Genomic DNA, 21883 nt, shown 5'->3' on the forward strand with positions numbered 1-21883 from the left:
CGTGCCACCTTTTACTTTTGTTTTGAGCGATACATGACGAAGTCACCTGAGAAGACAACTTCCTCACCGACATAGCTGTTTACTTCAACTACAGTTCTGCCTTTTTCTTTATCATGTGAGGCTACTTTAGCTTTCGAGACGACTCGTTCGCCTTGTTTAACCTGCCTTGTAAATCTAATATTCGCTTTTGCTGTCAGCGCCAGTTCATCGTCAATGACGGCTACTGCCAGCGAATTTGCCTGGGCGAAGAGATGATGTCCCCTGGCAATTTGATTTCGGCTAAATACATGCTCTTTTCTCACTTCTAAAATGGAAATGGCTTGGTCATCAAGCTCTACATCAATCATTTCTCCAATCACTTCATCCAGCGGAAGTGACTTCACTTCATCCTCTAATGTCTTTTCGGCCACATGCTTAATTCTTTCGCGTAATTCAGGAATCGACAGTTCCAAACGATCAAGACGAACCGTTTGAATGCTTACACCGAATTTACTTGCCAATTCTTCATCAGTAATGAACGGAGTCGAGCTGATCGTTTGCTGGAGAAGCTTTTGACGTTCTTTTTTATTTAGTTTCATATGCAGACACCATCCGTACATTTATGACTAGGTACTAATAGTAGTATATAATCTCATAGATGATAAATCAATCCTTGTTTCAAAAAGACAAGAAAATTCCTCCAGCGCTTGATCAGCTTAATTTATCTCCGCCCAGCACCCCGCTGTCTACCAGCGTTTGCCGAAGTTCTTTGTATTCGGGATCTGTCCAAAATGCGTCTGATTGCACAAGTTCTGCCGCATCTTTTCTAGCGGTTTCCAGCGCTCTGTAGTCATGAACCATATCTGCTACTTTAAATTCAGGCATTCCGCTTTGTTTTTTACCGAAGAAATCGCCGGGTCCTCTTAGTTCTAAGTCCTTTTCTGACAGCTCAAAACCGTCGGTTGTTTCGGACATGATCCGCATCCGCTCTTTCCCCGTTTCTGATTTTGGATCCGCCATTAAAACACAAAATGATTGATGCTCTCCGCGTCCAACCCGGCCTCTGAGCTGATGAAGCTGAGACAGTCCGAAGCGGTCTGCATCATAAATGACCATGATAGTCGCATTCGGTACGTTGACCCCGACTTCAACGACTGTGGTTGAAACGAGAATTTGAACTTCATTTGCTGTAAAGTCTCTCATCACCTGATCTTTTTCATCACTCGCCAGTTTCCCGTGCATTAAGCCGATCGACCACTTACCGCGGTAAGCCTCTGTCAGCATACTGTGGACATCGATCGCATTTTGCACATCCAGCTTGTCTGATTCTTCTATGAGCGGACAAATAATATACGCCTGTCTTCCTTTTCTCAGCTCTTTATCCACAAATGCAAGAATCCTCTCAAGCATGTCATGCTTGACCCAATACGTTTCGATCTGTTTTCTGCCGGCTGGTAATTCATCAATGACGGATACGTCCATTTCTCCAAAAACAGTGATCGCAAGTGTTCGCGGAATAGGTGTGGCAGTCATAAACAAGACATCTGGATCCTGTCCTTTACTTCTTAGTTTTTTTCGCTGTTCTACGCCAAACCGGTGCTGCTCATCTGTGATAACAAGACCGAGCTGCTGAAATTCGACTTCGTCTTGAATGAGCGCATGCGTACCGACTAATATATCAATCTCGCCCTCTTTTAGACGTTCCAGCAATTCTCTGCGGCGCTTTCCTTTCACAGAGCTTGTCAGAAGGGCGATATTCAGTCCCCATTTTTCAAACAGCTGGTAAAGTGAATCTGCATGCTGTTCTGCCAAAATCTCTGTTGGGACCATCAATGCACCTTGATAGCCGGATAAATGAGCGGCATAAAGCGCAATGGCTGCAACAGCTGTTTTCCCTGAGCCAACATCTCCTTGGAGCAGACGGTTCATCCGGTACGGGGATGCCATATCAGACATAATTTCATCAAGCACTCTTGATTGTGCCTTCGTCAGCGGAAATGGCAGGCTGTGAACAAACTCAAAAACAGCCTCTTTGGAAAACGGATGCTGGATGCCTGATGTTTTTTCTCGCTCTTTCTTTCTGATTGCCTGCATCTTCAATTGAAAGATGAGAAATTCTTCGTACACAAAGCGGCGTCTTGCTTGCTTGAGCGAGTCTCTTGTTTCTGGCAGGTGAATGGTTTTTAACGCTTCCTGATAGGACATGAGTTTATAGGCAAAGGCAAGCTGCTTTGGCAGTGGATCTTCGGCTTTGTCTACATAAAGTGACAGGGCCTGTTTCACAAAGCGTCTCATCATCTTCACGGTTACATTTTCTTTTACTGAATAAACAGGCTCTATACTGCCATCTTGCTCGTGCGTCCCTTTTTTAAATTCCTGCACCATGATGGATTGACGGTTTTTATCCCATTTCCCAGTGACGGATACTGTATCACCTAAAACAAGGCTTCGTTTTAAATAAGGGCGATTGAAGCAAATCGCTGTGATGAGAAAACGCCCGACAAGCAGCCTGAATGTCAGCCTGCTTCGTTTTTTTCCATAATAGGTGAGGACGGGCTCACTGTGCACTTTCCCTTCAACTGTGACACGTTCATCATGCTTAACTTCTTCTAAATTACGAAGCTCATAGTCGTCATATCGATAAGGAAAGTAGCCAAGCAAATCGGCTACTGTATAGATTCCAAGTTCATTGAGTGTTTTTTCGGTTTCTTCTCCAATCCCTTTGAGGACAGAGACGTTATCTTGCAGTTTCTGTATCACGAGATGAGGTCACACCTCCGAAAATCTTCTTTTCAAGCTCTCTTGCTGTCGGTGTTGCAGCAAGTCCGCCTTGTGCTGTTTCACGAAGTGCCGTTGGCATGGTTTGACCGATTTTATACATCGCATCAATGACTTCATCACATGGAATACGGCTTGTGATGCCGGCAAGTGCCATATCTGCTGCGATCATCGCATTTGATGCACCCATTGCGTTTCGTTTTACGCACGGTACCTCGACAAGTCCAGCTACTGGGTCACAAACAAGTCCAAGCATATTTTTCAGTGTAATCGCCATCGCTTCAGCAGATTGCTGAGGTGTACCGCCTGCCATTTCGACAATGGCTGCTGCCGCCATACCTGATGCTGAACCTACCTCTGCCTGACAGCCGCCTGCTGCACCAGAGATGCTCGCATTATTGGCCACAACAAAGCCAAATGCGCCAGAGGTGAATAGGAATCTGACCATTTGTTCCTTAGTTGGCTTTAATGTTTCTTTTACTGCAAATAACGTACCCGGCACAACACCTGCTGAGCCTGCTGTAGGCGTTGCACAAATCGTCCCCATTGCGGCATTGACTTCATTCGTTGCCACTGCCTTACTGACAGCATCTAATATTGTATGTCCAGACAGCGTTTTGCCTGATGCGATATATGCTTGAAGTTTGACCGCATCTCCGCCTGTTAAACCTGATAATGATTTCACACCTTTCAGCCCGTTTTCTACGGCCTGTTCCATCACTTCTAGGTTGCGGTACATCTGGGAGAAAATATCTTCACGTGACTTCCCTGTCACTTCCATTTCTTGCGCGATCATTATTTCTGAAATGGAGGTATTCCGTTCTTCTGTTAGCTGCACGAGTTCTTTGACGTTTTTAAACATCATTCATAACCTCCTTGTTGTTACTCTGCAATTTGTGTGACTTGAATAATGTTGGGCAGCGTTTCAAGCTCTGATAGGACAGCTGGGTCAATATTTTGATCCACTTCGATGGTCATCAGAGCCTCTTGCCCGACATCTTTACGTGCCACTTCCATATGACCGATGTTGATGGCGAATTTCGCTAACACATTGGCCACTGCTGCAATCGTGCCGTAGCGATCGTTATGAACCACAAGAATGGCAGGATGATTTCCTGAAAGCCTGAGCTCAAAGCCATTCAGTTCAGTGATTTCAATTTTACCACCGCCGATGGAAATCCCGATTAATTCAAGCTTTCCATTTGCATCTGATATCTCTACTTTTGCTGTATTCGGATGCGCTGGCACCGCATCTTCTTCTTTAAATTCAATGTCGATCTCTTTGCTTTTTGCAATATCAATCGCTGTTTTGATGCGTTCATCAAATGTATCAAAATCAAGAACACCGCCGATAATGGCGACATCTGTACCGTGTCCTTTATACGTATCTTTAAAAGAGCCATAAAATGAAACGACAATTTGTTTCGGTTCTCTTCCAAATAAGCTGCGAGCCACTCTCCCTATACGAGCCGCACCCGCTGTGTGCGAACTTGATGGACCAATCATGACGGGTCCAATAATATCAAACACACTTCTAAATTTCATAGGTCTTCCCCTCTCATAACCACTAACATATTGGTTTGGTTCTTTCTTTAGACTAATGGATTCATTCGTTTCCCGCAACTCATTTCACCGTTGAATCACTAGTAAAAATTGCAAAAGAAGAAGAAGGGCTTTATTTGCCCTTCTTTCGTTATTCAACAGCCAAAATATATGAATAAAGCGGCTGTTTTCCATCGTGGACTTCAACTTCTACATCTTCAAATGTTTCTTCAATAAAGGCTTCTAACGCATCCATCTCTTCAGATGATGCATCTTCCCCTTTAATGATCGTGACAATCTCATCATCTTCTGTCACCATTTTGGTCAAAAGCTCTTTTGCTGCATCTAATTGATTTTTCGCGGTTAAGGTAATTTTCCCGTTAAAGAGACCCATATAATCGCCTTTGGCAATGTCGATTCCATCAATTTGGGTATCTCTCACTGCAAAGGTAATTTGGCCGCTTTTCACGTGGTCAATCGCTTCTAGCATTGCTGCTTCGTTGTCTTCATTTGAAGCTGCTTCATTTAGAGAAAGAAGTGCCGACATTCCTTGGGGAACGGTCTTCGTCGGAATGACAACGACCTCACGACTTGAGACAGTTGCCGCCTGTTTCGCTGCCATGACAATATTAGAATTATTAGGTAAGATAAAGACGGTTTCGGCATGTACGCTTTCAATTGCTGTGACAATGTCTTCTGTGCTCGGGTTCATCGTCTGTCCGCCTTCAATGACGACGGAAGCTCCGATACTTTTAAACAAGTCAGCAATTCCTTCTCCCATTGCGACACTGACGACTCCAAAGCGCTGTTTTTCAGCAGCAGGTGCCTTTGGTGCAGCGGGCGCGTGTTCTCTTTCTTCGTTCACAATCGAGCTATGCTGCTCTCTCATATTTTCAATTTTCATATTGATCAGGCTGCCGTAGCGCTGTGCATAGGATAAGACATCTCCAGGCTGCTCTGCATGAATATGAACTTTCGCCAGCGTTTCATCAGACACCACAAGAAGTGAATCTCCGAATTCGCTTAAGTCTTCTCTGAAGGCATTCTCATCAAAGGACTGTTTGTCTTCTTCAAATTTCACCATAAATTCAGTACAATAACCAAATTCGATATCTTCAGTGTTCATATGGCTTTGTGCACTTTTATGATGCTCTGCACTGACAAGTTCTTTTAACGTTGGCAAAGAGGCCGCTTTCAGATGGAGGTCCTCTCCTCTTAATGAAGCAAGGAAACCTTCATATACGCATAGAAGTCCTTTACCCCCACTATCGACAACGCCCACTTCTTTTAAAACAGGAAGCAGATCCGGCGTTCGATCAAGTGATGCTCTCGCTTCCTCAATCGTTAACTCAAGAACGCGGTCAATGTCATTTTCTGCCGCTGAAACAGCAACCGCTTTCTTTGCTGCATCCTTTGCAACCGTTAAGATGGTCCCTTCAATCGGTTTCATCACGGCTTTATATGCTGTATCAACACCCGCCTGTAAGGCAAGGGCAAATTCTTTTGCATCAATCGTTTCTTTTTGTTCGATATGTTTACTGAAACCTCTAAAGAGCTGTGAAAGGATCACGCCTGAGTTTCCTCTTGCGCCCATCAATAGCCCTTTTGACAGGGCCACGCCGACCTTCCCAATATGATCGGTATTTGTTTCTTCAACTGCTTTTGCCCCTGAAGTCATCGACAAATTCATATTTGTCCCCGTGTCTCCGTCTGGCACTGGAAAAACATTTAACGCATCAACAATTTGTGCGTTTTGAGAAAGATGGTGAGCACCTGCAAGAATCATTTTTGCAAATGAGCGGCCATCAAGATTTCTAATAGACAATATATTTCCTCCTTACTACGGGTTCGTAACTCTTACTCCTTGTACATAAATGTTGACCGAATCAACAGAAAGTCCAACTGTGTGAGAAATCGTATATTTGACTTTCGTTTGAACATTATGTGCGACTTCTGATATTTTTGTACCGTAGCTGACGATGATGTACATATCAATATGAATGCGGTCTTCTTTTTGACGCACAAGAACACCCCGGCTGAAGTTCTCTTTGCGGAGAATATCCGTCAAGCCGTCCTTGATTTGATTTTTGGACGCCATCCCAACAATACCATAGCAATCGATCGCAGCGCCTCCTGCCACCATTGCAATGACTTCATTTGATATATCAATTTGTCCGTATTTCGTTCTAAGTTCAATGGACACATTGGTTCCCCCTTTTTGAGAAATTGCCCTGAGTTATCACTATTTTACTATAAGACCCTTCTTTTTAAAAGAAATCATTCAATCCGACCCAATCCTACTTATACTATAGCCTTGATTTTTTATCAAGATGTCAAGGTATTTTTCTTGAAAGAGGAGTAAACAATCCTTGCAAACCCCTTGAAGCTGTGGTAAATTATTAAAGTATCTTGAGGCATCTCTAAGTACGTATATGAAGAATATGATGATGTTTTCGCAGTTAGGAGGGAAACAAATGGCACGTAAATGCGTTATTACAGGCAGAAAAACAAAAGCTGGGAACAACCGTTCTCACGCAATGAACTCTACAAAACGTACATGGGGCGCGAACCTTCAAAAAGTTCGTATTCTAGTGGACGGTAAGCCTAAAAGAGTATATGTATCAGCTCGAGCTTTGAAATCTGGTAAAGTTGAGCGTGTATAAGCAAGAGTAAACGCCTGCTACAATTAATTGTAGCAGGCGTTTTTATGTGGAAATAAAGGAGATTACTCATTAATCTTTCTTAAATGAACCAAGCATCGCACGGACAATGCCGCCAAGAAATCTAGGCAGTTTGATTGTATAAAATTTCATTTTGTCCCCCTCCTAAAAGTACCGCTTGCAGCACAATTGAGCTTAATCAGCCATCCACATTGATAGGTTGGTCAATCTTTGCTTCTTACCATTATTAATATGCCTTCATGAAAAGAAAAAGTACCATTTGAGTGGATGAGTTCGTTACTAATACATAGTGTGGAACCAGGCTCAATATGACAATTTTTCAGAGGATATTTGAAACCTTTTAATGTCAGCTTTTCAACCGGTGTTCCAAAGGGTAGAAACGACACATATTTTTTATCCTGATCTTCTTTTATTTCGTATGTACCAGGTTCAAACAATTGAATGATATTTTGTTTGTCTACAAGGGTGATATTCTGCTTGTGCTGAATCCCTTTGTAAAGAAGATGGATATTTCCTAGAAAATGATCAGCCCTTCCTCCCGTAATACCGTAGATGTAAATATGTGCTGGATGCTGACTCAGTGCCCAGTTCAGTGCAAGCTCTAAATCGGTTTCATCCTTTTCAGCTTGAAATACATTCAGGGCAGGCAATTTTTCTTTCAGCTCCCGAAGCTCTTCTTCTGTCACACTGTCAAAATCACCAAAGGCTTTGGCAGGGATGATGCCTTGCTCTAGTAAGAAGAGGGTTCCACGGTCTACGCCAATCCAGAGAATATCCTTCTGTGATGCTTCATGTTCAAGTGGCGGAATGTATTCAAAAGGACCGCCGGCTACGATATGTATGTGCATGATATACGCTCCTCTCTATATAAAAAGAACCAAAGATCACAATGACTTTGGTTCCTTTCTTTACGCTTCTCGAATTGCCTGGATAGCTGCTGCGCGGTTGTCTTTACCGTATACCGCAGAGCCCGCTACAAGTAAATTAGCGCCTGCTTCCCTGCAGCTCTTTGCAGTCTCTACATTGACACCGCCGTCTATTTCTATCAGTAAATCGGTTAAGCCCTTTTGTTCACTCAGTGCTTTTACTTCTTTTACCTTCGTGAGGACAGATGGAATAAATGCCTGTCCCCCAAAACCAGGATTCACCGTCATGAATAACACAAGGTCCACATCCTCTAATACATGCTCAATGTGAGAAACAGGTGTGTGAGGATTCAAGACGACCCCTGCTTTTACACCTTGTTCTTTAATGTGCTGTATTGTTCGGTGTAAGTGCGGACAAGCTTCCACATGAACAGAAATAATGTCAGCGCCTGCTTTTGCGAATGCAGGAATATACCGGTCTGGCTGCTCAATCATTAAGTGAACATCAAGCGGAAGACGCGTATGCGGTCTAATCGCTTCGACGACATTTGGCCCAAATGTCATATTCGGTACAAAATGACCGTCCATGACATCGATATGAATGTAATCCGCACCGCCTTGTTCCACATCACGGATATCTTTCTCCAAATTGGCAAAATCTGCTGATAAAATGGAAGGGGCAATATAAACCATGATTTAGTACCTCGGCTTTCTGTCTTTGATTTCAGTTAAAAACTCTAAATAATGCTGATAACGATACTCTTTGATTTGATCATGCTCGACCGCATCTTTTATCGCACACCCAGGCTCTTTCACGTGCAGGCAGCCTCGAAATTTACAATCTGCACTTCGGTCTCTAATATCTAAAAAGTATAGACCTAGATCTTCTGCTTCGATGCCAGTAAATTCAAGCGAGCTAAAGCCCGGAGTATCTGCAATGAGCCCGTCTGCTGTTCGAATGAGTTCGACATGTCTTGTCGTATGCTTTCCTCGTCCGAGATGGGATGAGATATCATCTGTTTTCAGCGCCAATTCAGGACTCATCGCATTTAAAAGAGAGGACTTGCCTACACCAGACTGACCGGCAAATACCGTAATTTTATTGTGAAAGTGCGGAGTCAGCTTCTCAATGCCATCTCCTTCAATCGTAGAGGTTAAATGAACCTCATAGCCAATTTGCCGATAGTCGTCTGCATATGCCATGATCGTTTCACGCTCTTCGTCTGTTTTCAATAAGTCCATTTTAGTGATGCAGATAATCGGCTCAATATGATTGGCTTCAACAAGCACTAAAAATCTGTCTAAAAGTGATGTACTAAAAGTTGGTTCTGCTGCTGAGAAAACAAGTACCGCTTGATCAACATTACTAATAGGCGGACGAACAAGTTCGTTTGTCCGTTCTTTTACTTCTAATAAGTAGCCTTCTTTATCGTTGTCTGCTTGATACACGACGTAATCGCCAACAAGAGGTGTAATTTTGTTTTTTCGAAAGATGCCTCTCGCTCTGCACTGAACCACTTTTCCACTCTCTTGCGATTCATCCAGCACATAGTAGAATCCGCTTAATGCTTTTATAATTTTGCCCTCAGGCATAAAGTCCCTCCTTTATTCATCATCAGGGTATTCGATCGTTTTAGAGCTTACGACTTTATCATCAACCGTCACTTGATAATATCCTTTTTGACCTGGTTCAATCTTAAACTTAATGGTCCGCTCAGTCGGCGCAGTGATTGTAAAGCTTTCATATGAATCAGAGATGCTATGCTCCGCATCATCAATGGAAATTTGGACATTCATCTCCTGCCCTTCCGTTTCTGGTTCATAAGGGATCGCAATCTTTTCAGTCACCGTTTTGGCTGGTTTTTCCTTCGGTCCAAGAGAGAATGTAATCTTAACCGTATCACCTGGTTTAACAGCAGTTCCTGCTCCTGGTTCCTGCTTCATGACCTCGCCTTTTGGCACATCGTCAGAATGCGCTTCTTTTTCATCAAGCTTTAATCCGTTATCCTCTAAATAATTCGATGCCGCCTGCTTACTATACGTCGTTAAATCACGTAATGTAATATCGGCAGGACCTATGCTGACAGTCAACGTGACTTCCTCATCTGCTGCTACAAGCTCTGTATTCGCTGATGGATTCTGTTCCATGACAATCCCAGATTCGGTGTCATTATCATTCACTTCCTCCACAACGACCTGTTTAAACCCTTTTTTCTCTAATATTTCTTTTGCTTTATCGACCTTTTCGCCTGTAACATCAGGTAATTCGGTCTTTTCCTTGCCAGTACTTTCGTAAAGCTGAATCTCTGTTCCTTCTTTGACCTTTGTGCCGATTTTCGGATCTGTTTTGACGACGAGACCTTTTTCAATTTTCTCATCAGCGATCTCTATTGACTCCGAAGCGACGGAAAACCCAGCTTTCTTCAAGGCATCTTCTGCTTTTTCAACCGTCATGCCAGATACATCTGTGACTTCCACATCTTTTGGAAAAAGCAGCCCTGGAAACACAGTGATGGCTAAAATTGTCGCAGCAGTCAATATAAATAAGATGGATGCCACAATCCATGGCCATTTTTTTCGTTTCTTTTTCGGCTTTTGTTTCTCTTTTTTCTTCGGTTTTTGAGCCGGGTGGACAGCTGTTTTTTCATTGTCTTGATCGATTAGATGATCTTGAATGATTGGGATCGCTTTCGTTGCTTCATGGTCTTCTTCAATGACAAAGCGTTTTTCTTTTAATCTGGCTGGATCGAAAGCGGTTTTTAAGTCTTTTTGCATTTCAGATGCATCTTCATATCGATAAAATGGATCTTTGGCCATCGCCTTTAAAATGATGTTTTCCACGCTTTGTGGAACAGAAGGATTCCATCTCCTCACAGATGGAGGCTCTGATTGCAAATGCTTCAGTGCGACACTGACAGCCGATTCCCCTTCAAATGGCATGCGTCCTGAGATGAGTTCATAAAGCACAATCCCAAGCGAATAGATGTCTGACTTTTTCGTTGCAAGACCTCCGCGTGCTTGTTCTGGAGACAAATAGTGCACGGAGCCTAGGACAGAATTTGTATGGGTAATGGTCGCTGAGCTGAGTGCCATGGCAATCCCAAAATCAGTGACTTTGATATTCCCCATATTGTCTATTAATATATTGTGAGGCTTAATGTCACGGTGGACGAGCTGTTTCGCATGGGCTTCTTCCATCGCCGCAACGACTTGCTCCATGATGCGAACGGCTTCTTTCGGATGAAGCGGGCCATTGGCGTGTATGTATTCCTTCAGCGTCATTCCCTCGACATATTCCATGACAATATAATAAATGTCATCTTCTTCCCCGACATCGTAGATGCTGACAATATTCGAATGATCTAAGCTTGCAGCTGATTGCGCTTCCCGCCGGAATCGTCTAATAAAATCATCATCGCTCGCAAAGTCAAACCGCAAAATTTTAATCGCTACTTCGCGATCTAAAATCATATCCTCCGCCAAATAGACGTTTGCCATTCCGCCTCCGCCTATGACGCGAAGAATCTGATAACGGCCGCTGATCCTTTTTCCGATCAACACTTGCTGTCACCCTCCTCTGGCTGGGAGGAGATTTCTAACAGTACTGCTGTAATGTTATCTTCACCGCCGTTGTCATTCGCTGTTTGAATTAACTCTGTTACTTTTTCCTCTGGTGCGTTCGTTTGCGTTAAAATATGAATCAAATTCTCTTCTTCTATTTTATTCGATAGACCATCTGAGCAAAGCAGGATTTGATCTCCTGGGTCCACTTCAAAGGTGCGTGCATCAATTTGAACACGTTTATCTGTTCCTAATGCTTTCGTGAGCACATTTTTTCTTGGATGATATTCTGCATCCGCTTTTGAAATTTCACCTGTTTTCACAAGTTCATTCACAAGTGAATGATCATCCGTTAATTGGGTCAGCGCTCCTTCTCTTAGCAGGTAGCAGCGGCTGTCTCCAATATGCGCAATTGTGACCGTTTGCAAATGAACGAGCGCACACACAATGGTCGTCCCCATTCCTTGGCACTCTTCATTGTTTTTTGCATGTTCATATACTTGGTCATTAATGTCACTGATTTTTGAGATTAACCAGCTTTCTTGATCGGCTGGCTTTTCTGGAATTGAAGATGTTTTTTCCCAGTATTCTTTCAAAGAAGAGACTGCCATCTTGCTGGCGACATCACCAGCAAGATGACCTCCCATGCCGTCTGCTACAACAGCGAGAAGTGAGTCTTCTTTTGCTTCAAAAATACCTGCATCATCTTCATTATGCTGACGGACTTTTCCTGTATCGGTAAGAAAGGCTGCCCTTATCAACATTCGTCACCTCGTCTCTTCCTGACGCTCCTTCGCTCTTAGCTGACCGCAAGCAGCATCAATGTCATGGCCTTGCTCTCGTCTAATCGTTACGTTTACGCCGCGTTCTTTCAGCGTTTTTTCAAATAGGAAGATTTGTTCTCTAGGTGTTCTCACATAATCTCTCTCTGGTACATAGTTCACCGGAATGAGGTTTACGTGGCACTTGATTCCTTTTAATAGGTCTGCAAGTTCTTCCGCATGGTGAACTTGATCATTTACTCCGCCAAACAGGCCGTATTCAAAGCTGACACGTCTACCCGTCTTTTGAATGTAGTATTCGATGGCTTCCATTAATTTTGGCAGCTTATATGCCTTATTGATCGGCATCAGGCGGCTTCTGATCTCTGTGTTCGGTGCGTGCAGGGATACAGCAAAGTTGATTTGCATTTGCTCATCAGCGAATTGATAGATCTTTGGAATGATTCCGCTTGTCGAAACCGTAATATGACGTGCACCAATATTTAAGCCGTTGTCATGGTTGATGATTTTAAGGAAGGCAAGCATTTCTTCAAAGTTATCAAACGGTTCGCCAATTCCCATGATGACAACAGAGCTGACTCTCTCATCTGTTTCGTCAAGTGCCTGCTGTACTTTTAATACTTGTGCAACGATTTCTCCCGCTTCAAGGTTTCGTTTTAAACCGCCAAGTGTAGATGCACAGAATGTACAGCCAATTCTACAGCCAACCTGAGTCGTGACACAGACAGAGTTTCCATATTCGTGACGCATAAGCACTGTTTCAATTGTATAGCCATCATGCAGTTCAAATAAAAACTTGATCGTTCCGTCCTGAGACGTTTGTTTGATCACGGTTTTTAAAGTTGTGATTGTAAATTGATCTTTTAATTTTTCTCTTAAATCTTTGGAGAGGTTAGACATTTCATCAAAGGATGTCACACGTTTCTCATAAAGCCACTCAAAAATTTGAGCTGCGCGGAAAGGCTTTTCGTCTTGTTCTTTTAACCATTCTTTCATTTCGTGAAGCTCAAATGAATAAATCGACGGCATATCTGTTTTCAGTTCTTTTCTTACTTTTTGTTCTGTCATTTTTTATCCCTTCTTTCTAATGCTGCAAATAAAGAAACCATCTGTTCCGAAATAATGAGGAAGAATTTGTACACTTCCGTTTTGAACAAACGGAGCAACCTGCTCAGGCAGCCGTTCATTAAGAGATAGATCGGGTTCGAAGTCTTGGTGTTCTTGTAAAAACGCATGAATCACTTGTTGATTTTCTGTTGGGTCCATTGTACATGTACTATATACAAGGGTTCCGCCAGGCTTTAAAAGCGGAGCTGCTTCTTTTAAGATTGCCTGCTGAATAGCAGCAAGCCTTGCTGAGTCTTCTGGAGACTTAGTATATTTCATATCCGGTTTTCGTCTGATGACGCCAAAACCAGAACACGGCGCATCAATCAGAATACGGTCAAATGAAGCTTCGCTGTAATAGTCTTTCGCTTTCCTCGCATCAAGCGCTTTTGCCTCAATCTGAGAAAGGTTCAGGCGTTTTGCTGCTTGTTTGATGAGTTTCACTTTGTGTTCATGTAAATCAAGTGAAACAATTTGTCCTTCGTCGTTCATACGCTCTGCGATATGTGTTGATTTTCCGCCTGGAGCCGCACAGGCGTCAAGCACTGTTTCTCCCGGCTGAGGGTCTAGTGCTCTTGCGACAAGCATTGAGCTTTCATCTTGAATGGTCACATAGCCTTCTTGAAAAGAAGGGGTTGAAACGATGGACCCTTTCATCAGCTTGAGTGCATCTTCAGATAAGTCGCCGAGCTCCGTTTCGATTCCGGCATCCAGCAGTTCTTGCTGCAGTGCCGCGCGGCCGGTTTTCATTCGATTGACACGGAGGGTTTGCTTTGGCGGTACTAAATGAATGCGGCACATGCTTTCTGCCGCTTCAAATCCGTACGACTGAACCCATTCCTGCACGAGCCATAATGGGTGGCTTGTCTCAATTGAAAGCCGCTTGACCGGATCTTTGATGTCATCAAAAGCCGGAACACCTTCTCTTTGCACGGAACGAAGAACGCCGTTCACAAGTGAAGAAATGCCCTTGTGCCCTCTCTTTTTCGTTAGCTCAACTGCTTCATGGATGGCTGCACGGTCTGGAATCTTTTCAAGGTAGACCATTTGATAAAGAGACATCCGCAAAAGCTGCATGACCCATGGAGCCACCTTTTGCGGTTTTTTCACAAATGGTGCCAGCATATAATCTAATGCCAGCTTATTTTGCAGTGTACCGTACACAAGCTCTGTTAAGAGCGGTTTGTCCTGATCTGCCAAGTCTTTGTCTTTCATGACTGACTGCAAAAGCAAATTACTGTAAGCTTGGTTTTGTTCGAGTTTGATTAAAGCGTCCAGCGCTACTTCTCTCACATTACTTTTCTTCATTCATTAACCCTAATTTCTGTCCAATTTCGATATTTGCGCCTCTTAAGAAGTCTTCGCCGCTCATTTTTTTCTTACCAGCTGGCTGCACACCTGTTAATAAAAGGCCTTGCTTATTCCCAGTTCCAATGACCGGACCTTCTTTTTGAAGCTCAATCACTTTCCCAGGTTCTTCTTGCACTTGAAGTGGAACTTTTTTCGCTTCCCATACTTTTAGATGAGCCCCGTTCCATTCAGTATAGGCAACTGGCCATGGATTTAAGCCGCGAACTTGGTTGTAAAGCTCTTCTCCGGTCTTTGTCCAGTCTAACCTTTCTTGCTCTCGCTTTATATTAGGTGCGTACGTTGCCGCTTCTTCATTTTGCGGAATTGGAGAAATTGATCCGCTCAGAACATTTGGCACAGTATCTTTCAGCAATGCGGCGCCTGCTACACTTAATTTGTCATGTAATGTACCGACATTGTCTAATTCGTCGATTTCTACTTCTACTTTACTGATCATGTCCCCTGCATCGAGTCGTTCCACCATGTACATGATGGTGACGCCTGTTTTCTTTTTACCTTGAAGGATCGCATAATGGATCGGCGCGCCGCCTCTTAGTTCTGGCAGCAGTGAGGCATGAACATTGATACAGCCAAACTGAGGTTCATCCAGTAATCGTTTTGGTAGAATTTGTCCAAATGCCGCCGTTACAATTAAATCGGGCTTGAATGAAAGCACTTTATCAATTTCTTCATCAAGACGCACCTTTTCAGGCTGCAGTACAGGAATGCCGTGCTTTAAGGCTTCTACTTTCACAGGAGGCGGTGTGAGTACTCGTTTTCTGCCTTTCGGGCGATCTGGCTGCGTGACGACCCCGACAACTTCGTATCCTTCTGTTATGAGTGTCTGCAGCACAGGTACTGAGAAATCAGGGGTTCCCATAAATACAATACGTGCCATTTTCTTCACCCTTCCATTTCCGCAAGTTCTTTTTCTGTATAGGTTTGAATGATTTTCGACGTGAATAATATGCCGTCTAAATGATCAATTTCGTGCAATAAGGCTCTTGCTAAAAATCCTTCTGCTTCTATTGTAAATGGTTTGCCTTTCTTATCAAAGGCTTTTACCTTCACATAGCTTGGTCTTTCTACTGTGCCGTATAAAGATGGAAAGCTCAGGCAGCCTTCAATATCTGTTTGACTCCCTTTCACTTCAAGAACCTCGGGATTCACTAAATCAATTCTGCCAGGTTCTTCTCCGATATCGACAACAGCCATTCTTTGTGAAATGCCGATTTGTGGTGCTGCTAGTCCGACTCCATCTAGCTCAAGCATTGTATCATACATATCATCAAGCAGTTTTTTGAGCTTTTTATCGAACGTATCAACAGGCTCTGCCTTTTGTTCAAGTACTTCTGCCGGATGTATGACTATTGGTTTTACTGCCACTTAAAGCCCTCCGTTTTACATCATCATATATGGATTCATATCTATTGAAATCATCAATTGTTTTTGTTCCATTTCCTTTTGATAATGATCTTGTATTTTCCGTAGTAAACTTGCCAGTTCATTTTCCCTTTTGTATTTTATCACGCATTGATATCGATATCTATCTTTGATCTTAGCGATTGGTGATGCAGCCGGACCAAGGATTCTTGTATTCGGTGCACAGTTCATTTTTAGGAACTGGACAATTTGATCAGTGACATGCGCTGCCTTCGTCACTTCCTCGTGTGATACCGTCACCATTGCCAAATAGTAATACGGCGGATAGGACTGGTGGCGGCGATGCAGCATCTCCTGTTCATAAAAGGCTTCATAGTCATGCTGCTTCGTTAATTCAATACTATAGTGAGAAGGCGTATACGATTGAATGATCACAGAACCCGCTTTTTCATGACGTCCTGCCCTGCCGCTGACCTGCGTGAGAAGCTGAAATGTTTTTTCACTTGAACGAAAATCAGGAATATGAAGAGACGTATCCGCACTGAGAACACCAACAAGTGTGACATCTGGGAAATCTAGCCCTTTTGCTATCATCTGCGTCCCGAGCAAAATGTCCGCTTCTTTATTGCCAAAAGACGTGAGGAGCTTTTCGTGAGCACCTTTACGAGACGTTGTATCCACATCCATTCGGATCACTCTTGCCTCAGGCAGTACTTTTGTAAGCTCTTCTTCTACACGCTGCGTACCCGTCCCAAAATAGCGAATATGCTCACTATGGCATTCTGGACATTCAGCAGGCACCGGTGCTTCGTGCCCGCAATAATGGCATTTCAGCCGTTTTTGATAGCGGTGATAGGTGAGAGAAATTTCGCAATGAGGACATTGCTCCACATATCCGCAATCACGGCACATCACAAAGGATGAATAGCCCCTTTTATTCAGAAATAAGACGGCTTGTTCTTTTCTTTCAAGCACTTCCTTTAATCTGAGCATTAATTCTTCTGAAAACATGGACCTGTTGCCATTTCTCAATTCTTCTCTCATATCAATTAACGAAACGTGCGGCAGCTGCTGCTGGTTGACCCGGTTTTTGAGCGCCAGCAATGTAAACACGCCTTTTTTCGCACGCGCATAGGTTTCAAGTGAAGGGGTTGCACTGCCTAATACGACTGGGCATCGATGCCTTCTGGCTCGTTCAATGGCGACATCCTTGGCATGATAACGAGGCATTTCTTCTTGTTTATAAGAAGATTCATGCTCTTCATCTATGATAATCATGCCTAGATTTTCAAATGGAGCGAAAACAGCAGATCTCGCGCCCACGACAAGCTTGACTTCCTTGCGGTGGATTTTCCGCCATTCATCATATTTTTCCCCTGTCGATAAGCCGCTGTGAAGTACAGCCACATTTGAGCCGAATCGTTCTTTAAACCGCTGAACCATTTGAGGGGTTAACGAGATTTCAGGAACGAGGACGATCGCTTCTTTTCCTTTTTGAAGGGCATGATCAATCGTCTGCAAGTATATTTCCGTTTTACCGCTTCCTGTCACCCCGTGCAGCAGAAAGGTTTCATGCCGGTCATCACTGACTGCTTGATGAATATGTTTTGCCGCTTCTGCTTGTTCTGGCATGAGATCAAGTGAAGCAGATGGTGTAAACGCCCGGTCACGATAAGGATCCCGGTAGACCTCTTCATAGCTTTCTGTTAGCAGCCCTTCTTGAATAAAGGTTTTAAGCGTTTGAGAACTCGCGCCTGTTTGCTGCTGCAAGTCTTTCGCTAAAAAGGCCGTCTCACTCGCTTGAAGCAAAAAGGAGAGCAGTGCCTTTTGTTTCACCGCATTTTTCTTAAGCTGCTGTTGTTTTTCTTCAAGCTTATCTTTCGATACAGCTAGATGGAGCATGCGTACCTTTTTCTTTCCAGATTTTTGCGAGACATGATACCTTACCTCTAGATGACCTTTTTGGACATGCTTTTGAATCTGTTTTAGTTGTTCGGCCGGGATGTCAGCGTAAAGAATGCTATCTCGCTGACCGAAAAGCTCTTTCAATGACTGCGGAAGTTCTTCATCTGACAGCACCTGAATTTCTTTTTCATACTTCGCCTTCATGGCTGCAGGCAGCATCGATTGAAGTGCCGTAATGTGATAGGACAATGTTTTTTCCGTCAGCCAGTGGGAAAGCTCCAATAGCTCATCTGTCAGAACAGGTGATAAATCAAATAAATCGACAATGTCCTTGATGTTTCCTGTCTTTATGTCTGTTTCGTCTTTGACTTTTGTCACAAACCCTTGAATCTTCCTTGGGCCAAAGGGAACGACCACCCTCATTCCCGCTTTGACGAGATCTTTGAATCGATCTGGTACACGGTAATCGAATGGCCGGTCAATGGCTTTCGTTGTGACATCCACGATGACTTCAGCAATCATGCTCGATCACGCTCTTTTGGCAACAGCTGTTTTGCCTCCTTTAAGATTTCAAAAGCGAGGTCCTTTTTGCTCATCATCGGCAGCTCTTTTGTTGTACCATCTGCTTTGATGACGGCTGCTACATTTGTGTCTGTGCCAAAGCCTGCACCTTCTTTTGTGACGTTGTTGGCCACAATCATATCTAAATGCTTGGATTCGATTTTCTTTTTCGCGTAATATTCTACATCCTGCGTTTCAGCTGCAAAACCGACAAGCACTTGATGCTCTTTTCTTTTCCCCAGCTCTTTTAAAATATCTTTTGTCCGGGTGAATTCAATCTCTAAGGCGCCGTCCTGTTTTTTCATTTTATGAGGATATGATGTCACAGGGGTATAGTCGGCGACAGCTGCTGATTTAATGACAAGGTCCGCTTCCTCGTACACATCTAATACGGCTTGATACATGTCCTCTGCCGATTCAACGTGCACCACATGTACATGGTCAGGTGCCGTTAAAGAAACAGGTCCTGAAATGAGCGTGACATCAGCCCCCATTTGCTGCGCAGCCTCTGCAATCGCATAGCCCATTTTTCCTGACGATCGATTTGTAAAGAAACGCACAGGATCGATGACTTCTCGTGTAGGACCTGCTGTCACCACGACTTTTTTACCTGAAAGCGGTAAGCTTTTTGGCTTTTCAAAAAATGCACGGATGTGCTCAACAATTTTTTCAGGCTCCTCTAACCGCCCTTTTCCAATGTAGCCGCAGGCTAAATAACCTTCACTCGGCTCAATAAACCGGTAGCCGTCCTCATATAATGTGCGAATGTTCCGCTTTACAGCCGGGTGATCATACATATGCACATTCATTGCTGGTGCGATCCATACAGGAGCGGTTGAAGCAAGTAAGGTCGTCGTGAGCATATCATCTGCAAGCCCTGCCGCCATTTTACCAATCGTATGTGCTGTTGCAGGGGCAACAAGAATGAGATCGGCCCAGTCAGCTACGTCAATATGCGCAATGACTTTTGGATTGTTTTCTTTAAATGTATCCACATACACCTCATGTCGAGACAGAGCTTGGAAGGTAAGCGGAGACACAAATTCACGGGCAGATTCCGTCATAATCACTCTTACATTTGCGCCCGCCTGTACGAGTTTACTAGTAAGAGCAGCTGCTTTATATACGGCGATTCCTCCGCTGACGCCGAGCAAAATATTTTTTGACTGTAACATTTGTTTGTCCCCCTTAAAGGCCTTTTTCACAAATTCGTCTACAATTCAAAAAAGTCAAAACCAATCATAGTTTTGACTTTTTTGAACGTATCGTATCTGCATAGCAGAAGCGATGTGTTATTCTTGATCCTCTTTTTCAAATGTCAAAAGACCGGCATCGATTTCTTCCAGTGCTTTGCCTACGAATTTGTAAGACTTTGTATTTTCGATTTGCTGATCTTGGTGGATCTGCATTTCACGTGCACGGCGTGCAGACACTGTCACAAGTGTATATTTTGAATCAAGTTTGTTCATCAATGAGTCAATTGAAGGATCTAACATAGTTTATTCTACCCCCAGCATTTTTTTATATCTTGGTGCGACTCTGTCTCTGCGCAGGTGTTCTGCAAGGACGATCGCTTTGATTCTTTCACAAGCAAGCTCGACATCATCGTTTTCCACGACATAGTCGTAAGCATCCATCATTTCAATCTCTTCTTTTGCAGCAGCCATTCGATTGCGAATGAGTTCCTCAGACTCTGTACCACGTGTAATGATGCGGTTTTGAAGTTCTGAAAGACTAGGCGGTGCAAGGAAAATAAAAAGACCTTCTGGGAATGCTTCTCTTACTTGAAGTGCACCTTGCACTTCGATTTCAAGGAAAACATCTTTTCCTTCGCTTAATGTCTGTTCTACATAGTCAACAGGCGTGCCGTAGTAATTCCCGACATACTCTGCCCATTCTAACAGCTTTTTGTTTTCAATCATATGTTCAAATTCTTCCCTGGATTTAAAGAAATAATCGACACCATTTCTTTCACCTTCACGCGGTTTACGTGTCGTCACAGAAATAGAGTATTCAAATTTCGTATCTTCCTGGGAGAAAATGGCTTGTCTGACCGTTCCTTTTCCAACTCCCGAAGGTCCAGAGAGAACGATTAAAAGTCCTCTTTCTTTCATAATGGCGTATTACCCCTGCCCTTCATCTATGATTTCTTCTTTTACAGAAAGTCTTTGCGCGACAGTCTCAGGCTGAACGGCAGATAAGATGACATGGTCACTGTCCATAATGACAACAGCACGGGTTCTTCTTCCGTATGTAGCATCTATGAGCATGCCTCGATCTCTTGCGTCTTGTATCATTCGTTTAATCGGTGCTGATTCTGGACTGACGATCGAAATCATCCGATTCGCTGAAATGATGTTTCCAAATCCGATATTGATCAACTTTATGGTCATCTTCTAACGTCCCCCTGTAATATAAACGTCTCTAGTCTCGCCGAAAGAGACGTACTGTAAACAGCATACACAATGACTATTCTATATTTTGCACTTGTTCTTTTATTTTTTCAATAGCACTTTTCATTTCAACCACCAGCTTTGTTAAATGATGATGGTTCGCTTTTGAGCCAATGGTGTTCACTTCACGGTTGAGCTCCTGTACAAGAAAATCAAGTTTTCTGCCGGCAGCACCGCCTTGCATCAAGATTTGCTGGAACTGTTGAAAGTGACTTTTCAATCTCGTAATCTCTTCTGTAATGTCACAGCGGTCAGCAAAGATGGCAGCCTCTGTTGTCAATCTGCTTTCGTCAAGCGCCTCTCCGATCCATTCTTGCAATCGCTGATTGAGCCTGTCTTTATACTGAGTCACAACTTCTGGTGCAAAGACTTTGATTTCTTCTGTATAGGCCTCTAATTCAGAAAGCCTCAGCTCACAGTCTTTTTGAAGTGATGTCCCCTCCTGCTCTCTCATGAAGCAAAGCTCCTTGACAGCCGTTTCACAAGCATCCATCAGCAATTGCTCTAACTGCTCATTTCGGCTGGCCGACTCTTCTACTTGAACGGCATGCTCCAGCCCCAGTAAGTCATGTACATGCTGAATGCCTGAAATGTGATAGCGCTTCTCGAGGTCTTTTGCGGCTTTCATGTATTCATCAAGCAGCGGCCAGTCGATCTGCAAGGACCGGCTTGCTAGTTTACCGCCTTCAATCGTGACAAACAGCTCAATTCTACCGCGCTGCACGTAACGAAGAATGATTTTTTTTAATGTGTCTTCGAAATATAAAAGCGGCCTCGGCAAACGGGCATGAACCTCTTTAAAACGGTGATTGACCGATTTTAGCTCAACTGACACTGTCAGTTCTCCATCCGTTTTACTCGCTTGGCCGAATCCCGTCATACTGCGTATCATGTCAAAACACCCAATTCTTTCATATTAATAAAATGAAAAAGGT

At 43.5% G+C, this 21883-nt stretch carries 23 protein-coding genes; 1 reads left to right on the forward strand and 22 read right to left on the reverse strand.

The window, feature by feature from the left end; genetic code table 11:
- Positions 1–11: 11 nt before the first annotated feature.
- The 6 genes from fapR to C6Y01_RS02180 all read right to left on the reverse strand — a co-directional run bounded on the left by fapR (position 12) and on the right by C6Y01_RS02180 (position 6502).
- The gene (gene fapR / locus C6Y01_RS02155) at positions 12–578 is read right to left on the reverse strand and encodes a transcription factor FapR (RefSeq protein WP_024424199.1); all 567 of its coding nucleotides are present in this window, start codon (positions 576–578) and stop codon (positions 12–14) included.
- A gap of 112 nt (positions 579–690) precedes the next feature.
- The gene (gene recG, locus C6Y01_RS02160) at positions 691–2739 is read right to left on the reverse strand and encodes an ATP-dependent DNA helicase RecG (RefSeq protein WP_106037767.1); all 2049 of its coding nucleotides are present in this window, start codon (positions 2737–2739) and stop codon (positions 691–693) included.
- Positions 2717–3619: an L-serine ammonia-lyase, iron-sulfur-dependent, subunit alpha gene (sdaAA, locus tag C6Y01_RS02165; protein WP_034663849.1), complete on the reverse strand. Its 903-nt coding sequence runs from the start codon at positions 3617–3619 to the stop codon at positions 2717–2719. Before sdaAA ends, recG begins: the two co-directional genes overlap by 23 nt.
- Positions 3620–3639: 20 nt before the next feature.
- Positions 3640–4302 carry an L-serine ammonia-lyase, iron-sulfur-dependent subunit beta gene (sdaAB, locus tag C6Y01_RS02170; protein ID WP_034662425.1) on the reverse strand — a complete coding sequence of 221 codons (663 nt, stop codon included), beginning with the start codon at positions 4300–4302 and terminating at the stop codon, positions 3640–3642.
- A gap of 148 nt (positions 4303–4450) precedes the next feature.
- On the reverse strand, positions 4451–6124 hold the full coding sequence (locus C6Y01_RS02175; RefSeq protein ID WP_034662426.1) for a DAK2 domain-containing protein: 1674 nt from the start codon (positions 6122–6124) through the stop codon (positions 4451–4453).
- 15 nt (positions 6125–6139) lie between these two features.
- Complete coding sequence (locus tag C6Y01_RS02180) at positions 6140–6502, reverse strand: Asp23/Gls24 family envelope stress response protein (protein WP_003211680.1); 363 nt, start codon at positions 6500–6502, stop codon at positions 6140–6142.
- Between the two features lie 271 nt (positions 6503–6773).
- On the opposite strand from C6Y01_RS02180, the gene rpmB reads away from it, so the two are divergent.
- On the forward strand, positions 6774–6962 hold the full coding sequence (gene rpmB, locus C6Y01_RS02185; protein WP_003212514.1) for a 50S ribosomal protein L28: 189 nt from the start codon (positions 6774–6776) through the stop codon (positions 6960–6962).
- Positions 6963–7031: 69 nt separating this feature from the next.
- On the opposite strand, the gene spoVM is transcribed toward rpmB, so the two are convergent.
- From spoVM to C6Y01_RS02265, 16 genes are all read right to left on the reverse strand, one after another.
- Positions 7032–7112 (reverse strand): stage V sporulation protein SpoVM, encoded by an 81-nt coding sequence (gene spoVM / locus C6Y01_RS02190; RefSeq protein WP_008354550.1) that lies wholly within the window; start codon positions 7110–7112, stop codon positions 7032–7034.
- Positions 7113–7183: 71 nt separating this feature from the next.
- Positions 7184–7828 carry a thiamine diphosphokinase gene (locus tag C6Y01_RS02195; protein WP_106037768.1) on the reverse strand — a complete coding sequence of 215 codons (645 nt, stop codon included), beginning with the start codon at positions 7826–7828 and terminating at the stop codon, positions 7184–7186.
- Positions 7829–7888: 60 nt separating this feature from the next.
- Positions 7889–8539, reverse strand: a complete 651-nt coding sequence (gene rpe, locus C6Y01_RS02200) for a ribulose-phosphate 3-epimerase (protein ID WP_034662431.1) — start codon at positions 8537–8539, stop codon at positions 7889–7891.
- Positions 8540–8542: 3 nt separating this feature from the next.
- The gene (gene rsgA, locus C6Y01_RS02205; protein ID WP_034662434.1) at positions 8543–9439 is read right to left on the reverse strand and encodes a ribosome small subunit-dependent GTPase A; all 897 of its coding nucleotides are present in this window, start codon (positions 9437–9439) and stop codon (positions 8543–8545) included.
- 12 nt (positions 9440–9451) lie between these two features.
- On the reverse strand, positions 9452–11407 hold the full coding sequence (pknB, locus tag C6Y01_RS02210; protein ID WP_106037769.1) for a Stk1 family PASTA domain-containing Ser/Thr kinase: 1956 nt from the start codon (positions 11405–11407) through the stop codon (positions 9452–9454).
- A complete protein-coding gene (locus C6Y01_RS02215) occupies positions 11401–12171 on the reverse strand; it encodes a Stp1/IreP family PP2C-type Ser/Thr phosphatase (RefSeq protein ID WP_106037770.1) in 771 nt (256 codons plus the stop codon). The genes pknB and C6Y01_RS02215 overlap by 7 nt, the downstream gene beginning before the upstream one ends.
- A gap of 3 nt (positions 12172–12174) precedes the next feature.
- Positions 12175–13257, reverse strand: coding sequence for a dual-specificity RNA methyltransferase RlmN (gene rlmN, locus C6Y01_RS02220; protein ID WP_034662441.1), 1083 nt, complete (start codon positions 13255–13257; stop codon positions 12175–12177).
- A gap of 3 nt (positions 13258–13260) precedes the next feature.
- Entirely contained in the window at positions 13261–14604 is a 1344-nt protein-coding gene (gene rsmB / locus C6Y01_RS02225) for a 16S rRNA (cytosine(967)-C(5))-methyltransferase RsmB (RefSeq protein ID WP_106037771.1), read from the reverse strand.
- Positions 14591–15544 (reverse strand): methionyl-tRNA formyltransferase, encoded by a 954-nt coding sequence (fmt, locus tag C6Y01_RS02230; protein ID WP_106037772.1) that lies wholly within the window; start codon positions 15542–15544, stop codon positions 14591–14593. The genes rsmB and fmt overlap by 14 nt, the downstream gene beginning before the upstream one ends.
- A gap of 5 nt (positions 15545–15549) precedes the next feature.
- The gene (gene def / locus C6Y01_RS02235; RefSeq protein ID WP_034662448.1) at positions 15550–16032 is read right to left on the reverse strand and encodes a peptide deformylase; all 483 of its coding nucleotides are present in this window, start codon (positions 16030–16032) and stop codon (positions 15550–15552) included.
- Between the two features lie 15 nt (positions 16033–16047).
- Complete coding sequence (priA, locus tag C6Y01_RS02240; RefSeq protein WP_034662451.1) at positions 16048–18456, reverse strand: primosomal protein N'; 2409 nt, start codon at positions 18454–18456, stop codon at positions 16048–16050.
- Positions 18453–19670, reverse strand: a complete 1218-nt coding sequence (gene coaBC / locus C6Y01_RS02245; RefSeq protein ID WP_034662453.1) for a bifunctional phosphopantothenoylcysteine decarboxylase/phosphopantothenate--cysteine ligase CoaBC — start codon at positions 19668–19670, stop codon at positions 18453–18455. The genes priA and coaBC overlap by 4 nt, the downstream gene beginning before the upstream one ends.
- 117 nt (positions 19671–19787) lie before the next feature.
- Positions 19788–19991 (reverse strand): DNA-directed RNA polymerase subunit omega, encoded by a 204-nt coding sequence (gene rpoZ / locus C6Y01_RS02250; RefSeq protein ID WP_003211647.1) that lies wholly within the window; start codon positions 19989–19991, stop codon positions 19788–19790.
- 3 nt (positions 19992–19994) lie between these two features.
- Positions 19995–20609 carry a guanylate kinase gene (gene gmk, locus C6Y01_RS02255; protein WP_003212381.1) on the reverse strand — a complete coding sequence of 205 codons (615 nt, stop codon included), beginning with the start codon at positions 20607–20609 and terminating at the stop codon, positions 19995–19997.
- 9 nt (positions 20610–20618) lie between these two features.
- Positions 20619–20888, reverse strand: coding sequence for an extracellular matrix/biofilm regulator RemA (gene remA, locus C6Y01_RS02260; protein ID WP_008344898.1), 270 nt, complete (start codon positions 20886–20888; stop codon positions 20619–20621).
- Positions 20889–20964: 76 nt separating this feature from the next.
- Positions 20965–21840 carry a YicC/YloC family endoribonuclease gene (locus tag C6Y01_RS02265; protein WP_106037773.1) on the reverse strand — a complete coding sequence of 292 codons (876 nt, stop codon included), beginning with the start codon at positions 21838–21840 and terminating at the stop codon, positions 20965–20967.
- Between the last annotated feature and the right edge of the window lie 43 nt (positions 21841–21883).

Origin of the sequence: Bacillus sp. NMCC46 (genome assembly GCF_002998465.1) — a bacterium.
In the GTDB taxonomy this organism is placed as follows: Bacteria; Bacillota; Bacilli; order Bacillales; family Bacillaceae; genus Bacillus.

Bases quoted from the DNA above. Each gene is read 5' to 3' on its own strand.
- sdaAA (WP_034663849.1), bottom strand. From the start codon at position 3,619: ATGTTTAAAAACGTCAAAGAACTCGTGCAGCTAACAGAAGAACGGAAT.
- priA (WP_034662451.1), bottom strand. From the start codon at position 18,456: ATGATTGCTGAAGTCATCGTGGATGTCACAACGAAAGCCATTGACCGG.
- spoVM (WP_008354550.1), bottom strand. From the start codon at position 7,112: ATGAAATTTTATACAATCAAACTGCCTAGATTTCTTGGCGGCATTGTC.
- fmt (WP_106037772.1), bottom strand. From the start codon at position 15,544: ATGGCACGTATTGTATTTATGGGAACCCCTGATTTCTCAGTACCTGTG.
- rpoZ (WP_003211647.1), bottom strand. From the start codon at position 19,991: ATGTTAGATCCTTCAATTGACTCATTGATGAACAAACTTGATTCAAAA.
- C6Y01_RS02215 (WP_106037770.1), bottom strand. From the start codon at position 12,171: ATGTTGATAAGGGCAGCCTTTCTTACCGATACAGGAAAAGTCCGTCAG.
- coaBC (WP_034662453.1), bottom strand. From the start codon at position 19,670: ATGTTACAGTCAAAAAATATTTTGCTCGGCGTCAGCGGAGGAATCGCC.
- C6Y01_RS02195 (WP_106037768.1), bottom strand. From the start codon at position 7,828: ATGCACATACATATCGTAGCCGGCGGTCCTTTTGAATACATTCCGCCA.
- rsmB (WP_106037771.1), bottom strand. From the start codon at position 14,604: ATGAAGAAAAGTAATGTGAGAGAAGTAGCGCTGGACGCTTTAATCAAA.
- rpmB (WP_003212514.1), top strand. From the start codon at position 6,774: ATGGCACGTAAATGCGTTATTACAGGCAGAAAAACAAAAGCTGGGAAC.
- rpe (WP_034662431.1), bottom strand. From the start codon at position 8,539: ATGGTTTATATTGCCCCTTCCATTTTATCAGCAGATTTTGCCAATTTG.
- rsgA (WP_034662434.1), bottom strand. From the start codon at position 9,439: ATGCCTGAGGGCAAAATTATAAAAGCATTAAGCGGATTCTACTATGTG.
- remA (WP_008344898.1), bottom strand. From the start codon at position 20,888: ATGACCATAAAGTTGATCAATATCGGATTTGGAAACATCATTTCAGCG.
- fapR (WP_024424199.1), bottom strand. From the start codon at position 578: ATGAAACTAAATAAAAAAGAACGTCAAAAGCTTCTCCAGCAAACGATC.
- gmk (WP_003212381.1), bottom strand. From the start codon at position 20,609: ATGAAAGAAAGAGGACTTTTAATCGTTCTCTCTGGACCTTCGGGAGTT.
- sdaAB (WP_034662425.1), bottom strand. From the start codon at position 4,302: ATGAAATTTAGAAGTGTGTTTGATATTATTGGACCCGTCATGATTGGT.
- C6Y01_RS02265 (WP_106037773.1), bottom strand. From the start codon at position 21,840: ATGATACGCAGTATGACGGGATTCGGCCAAGCGAGTAAAACGGATGGA.
- rlmN (WP_034662441.1), bottom strand. From the start codon at position 13,257: ATGACAGAACAAAAAGTAAGAAAAGAACTGAAAACAGATATGCCGTCG.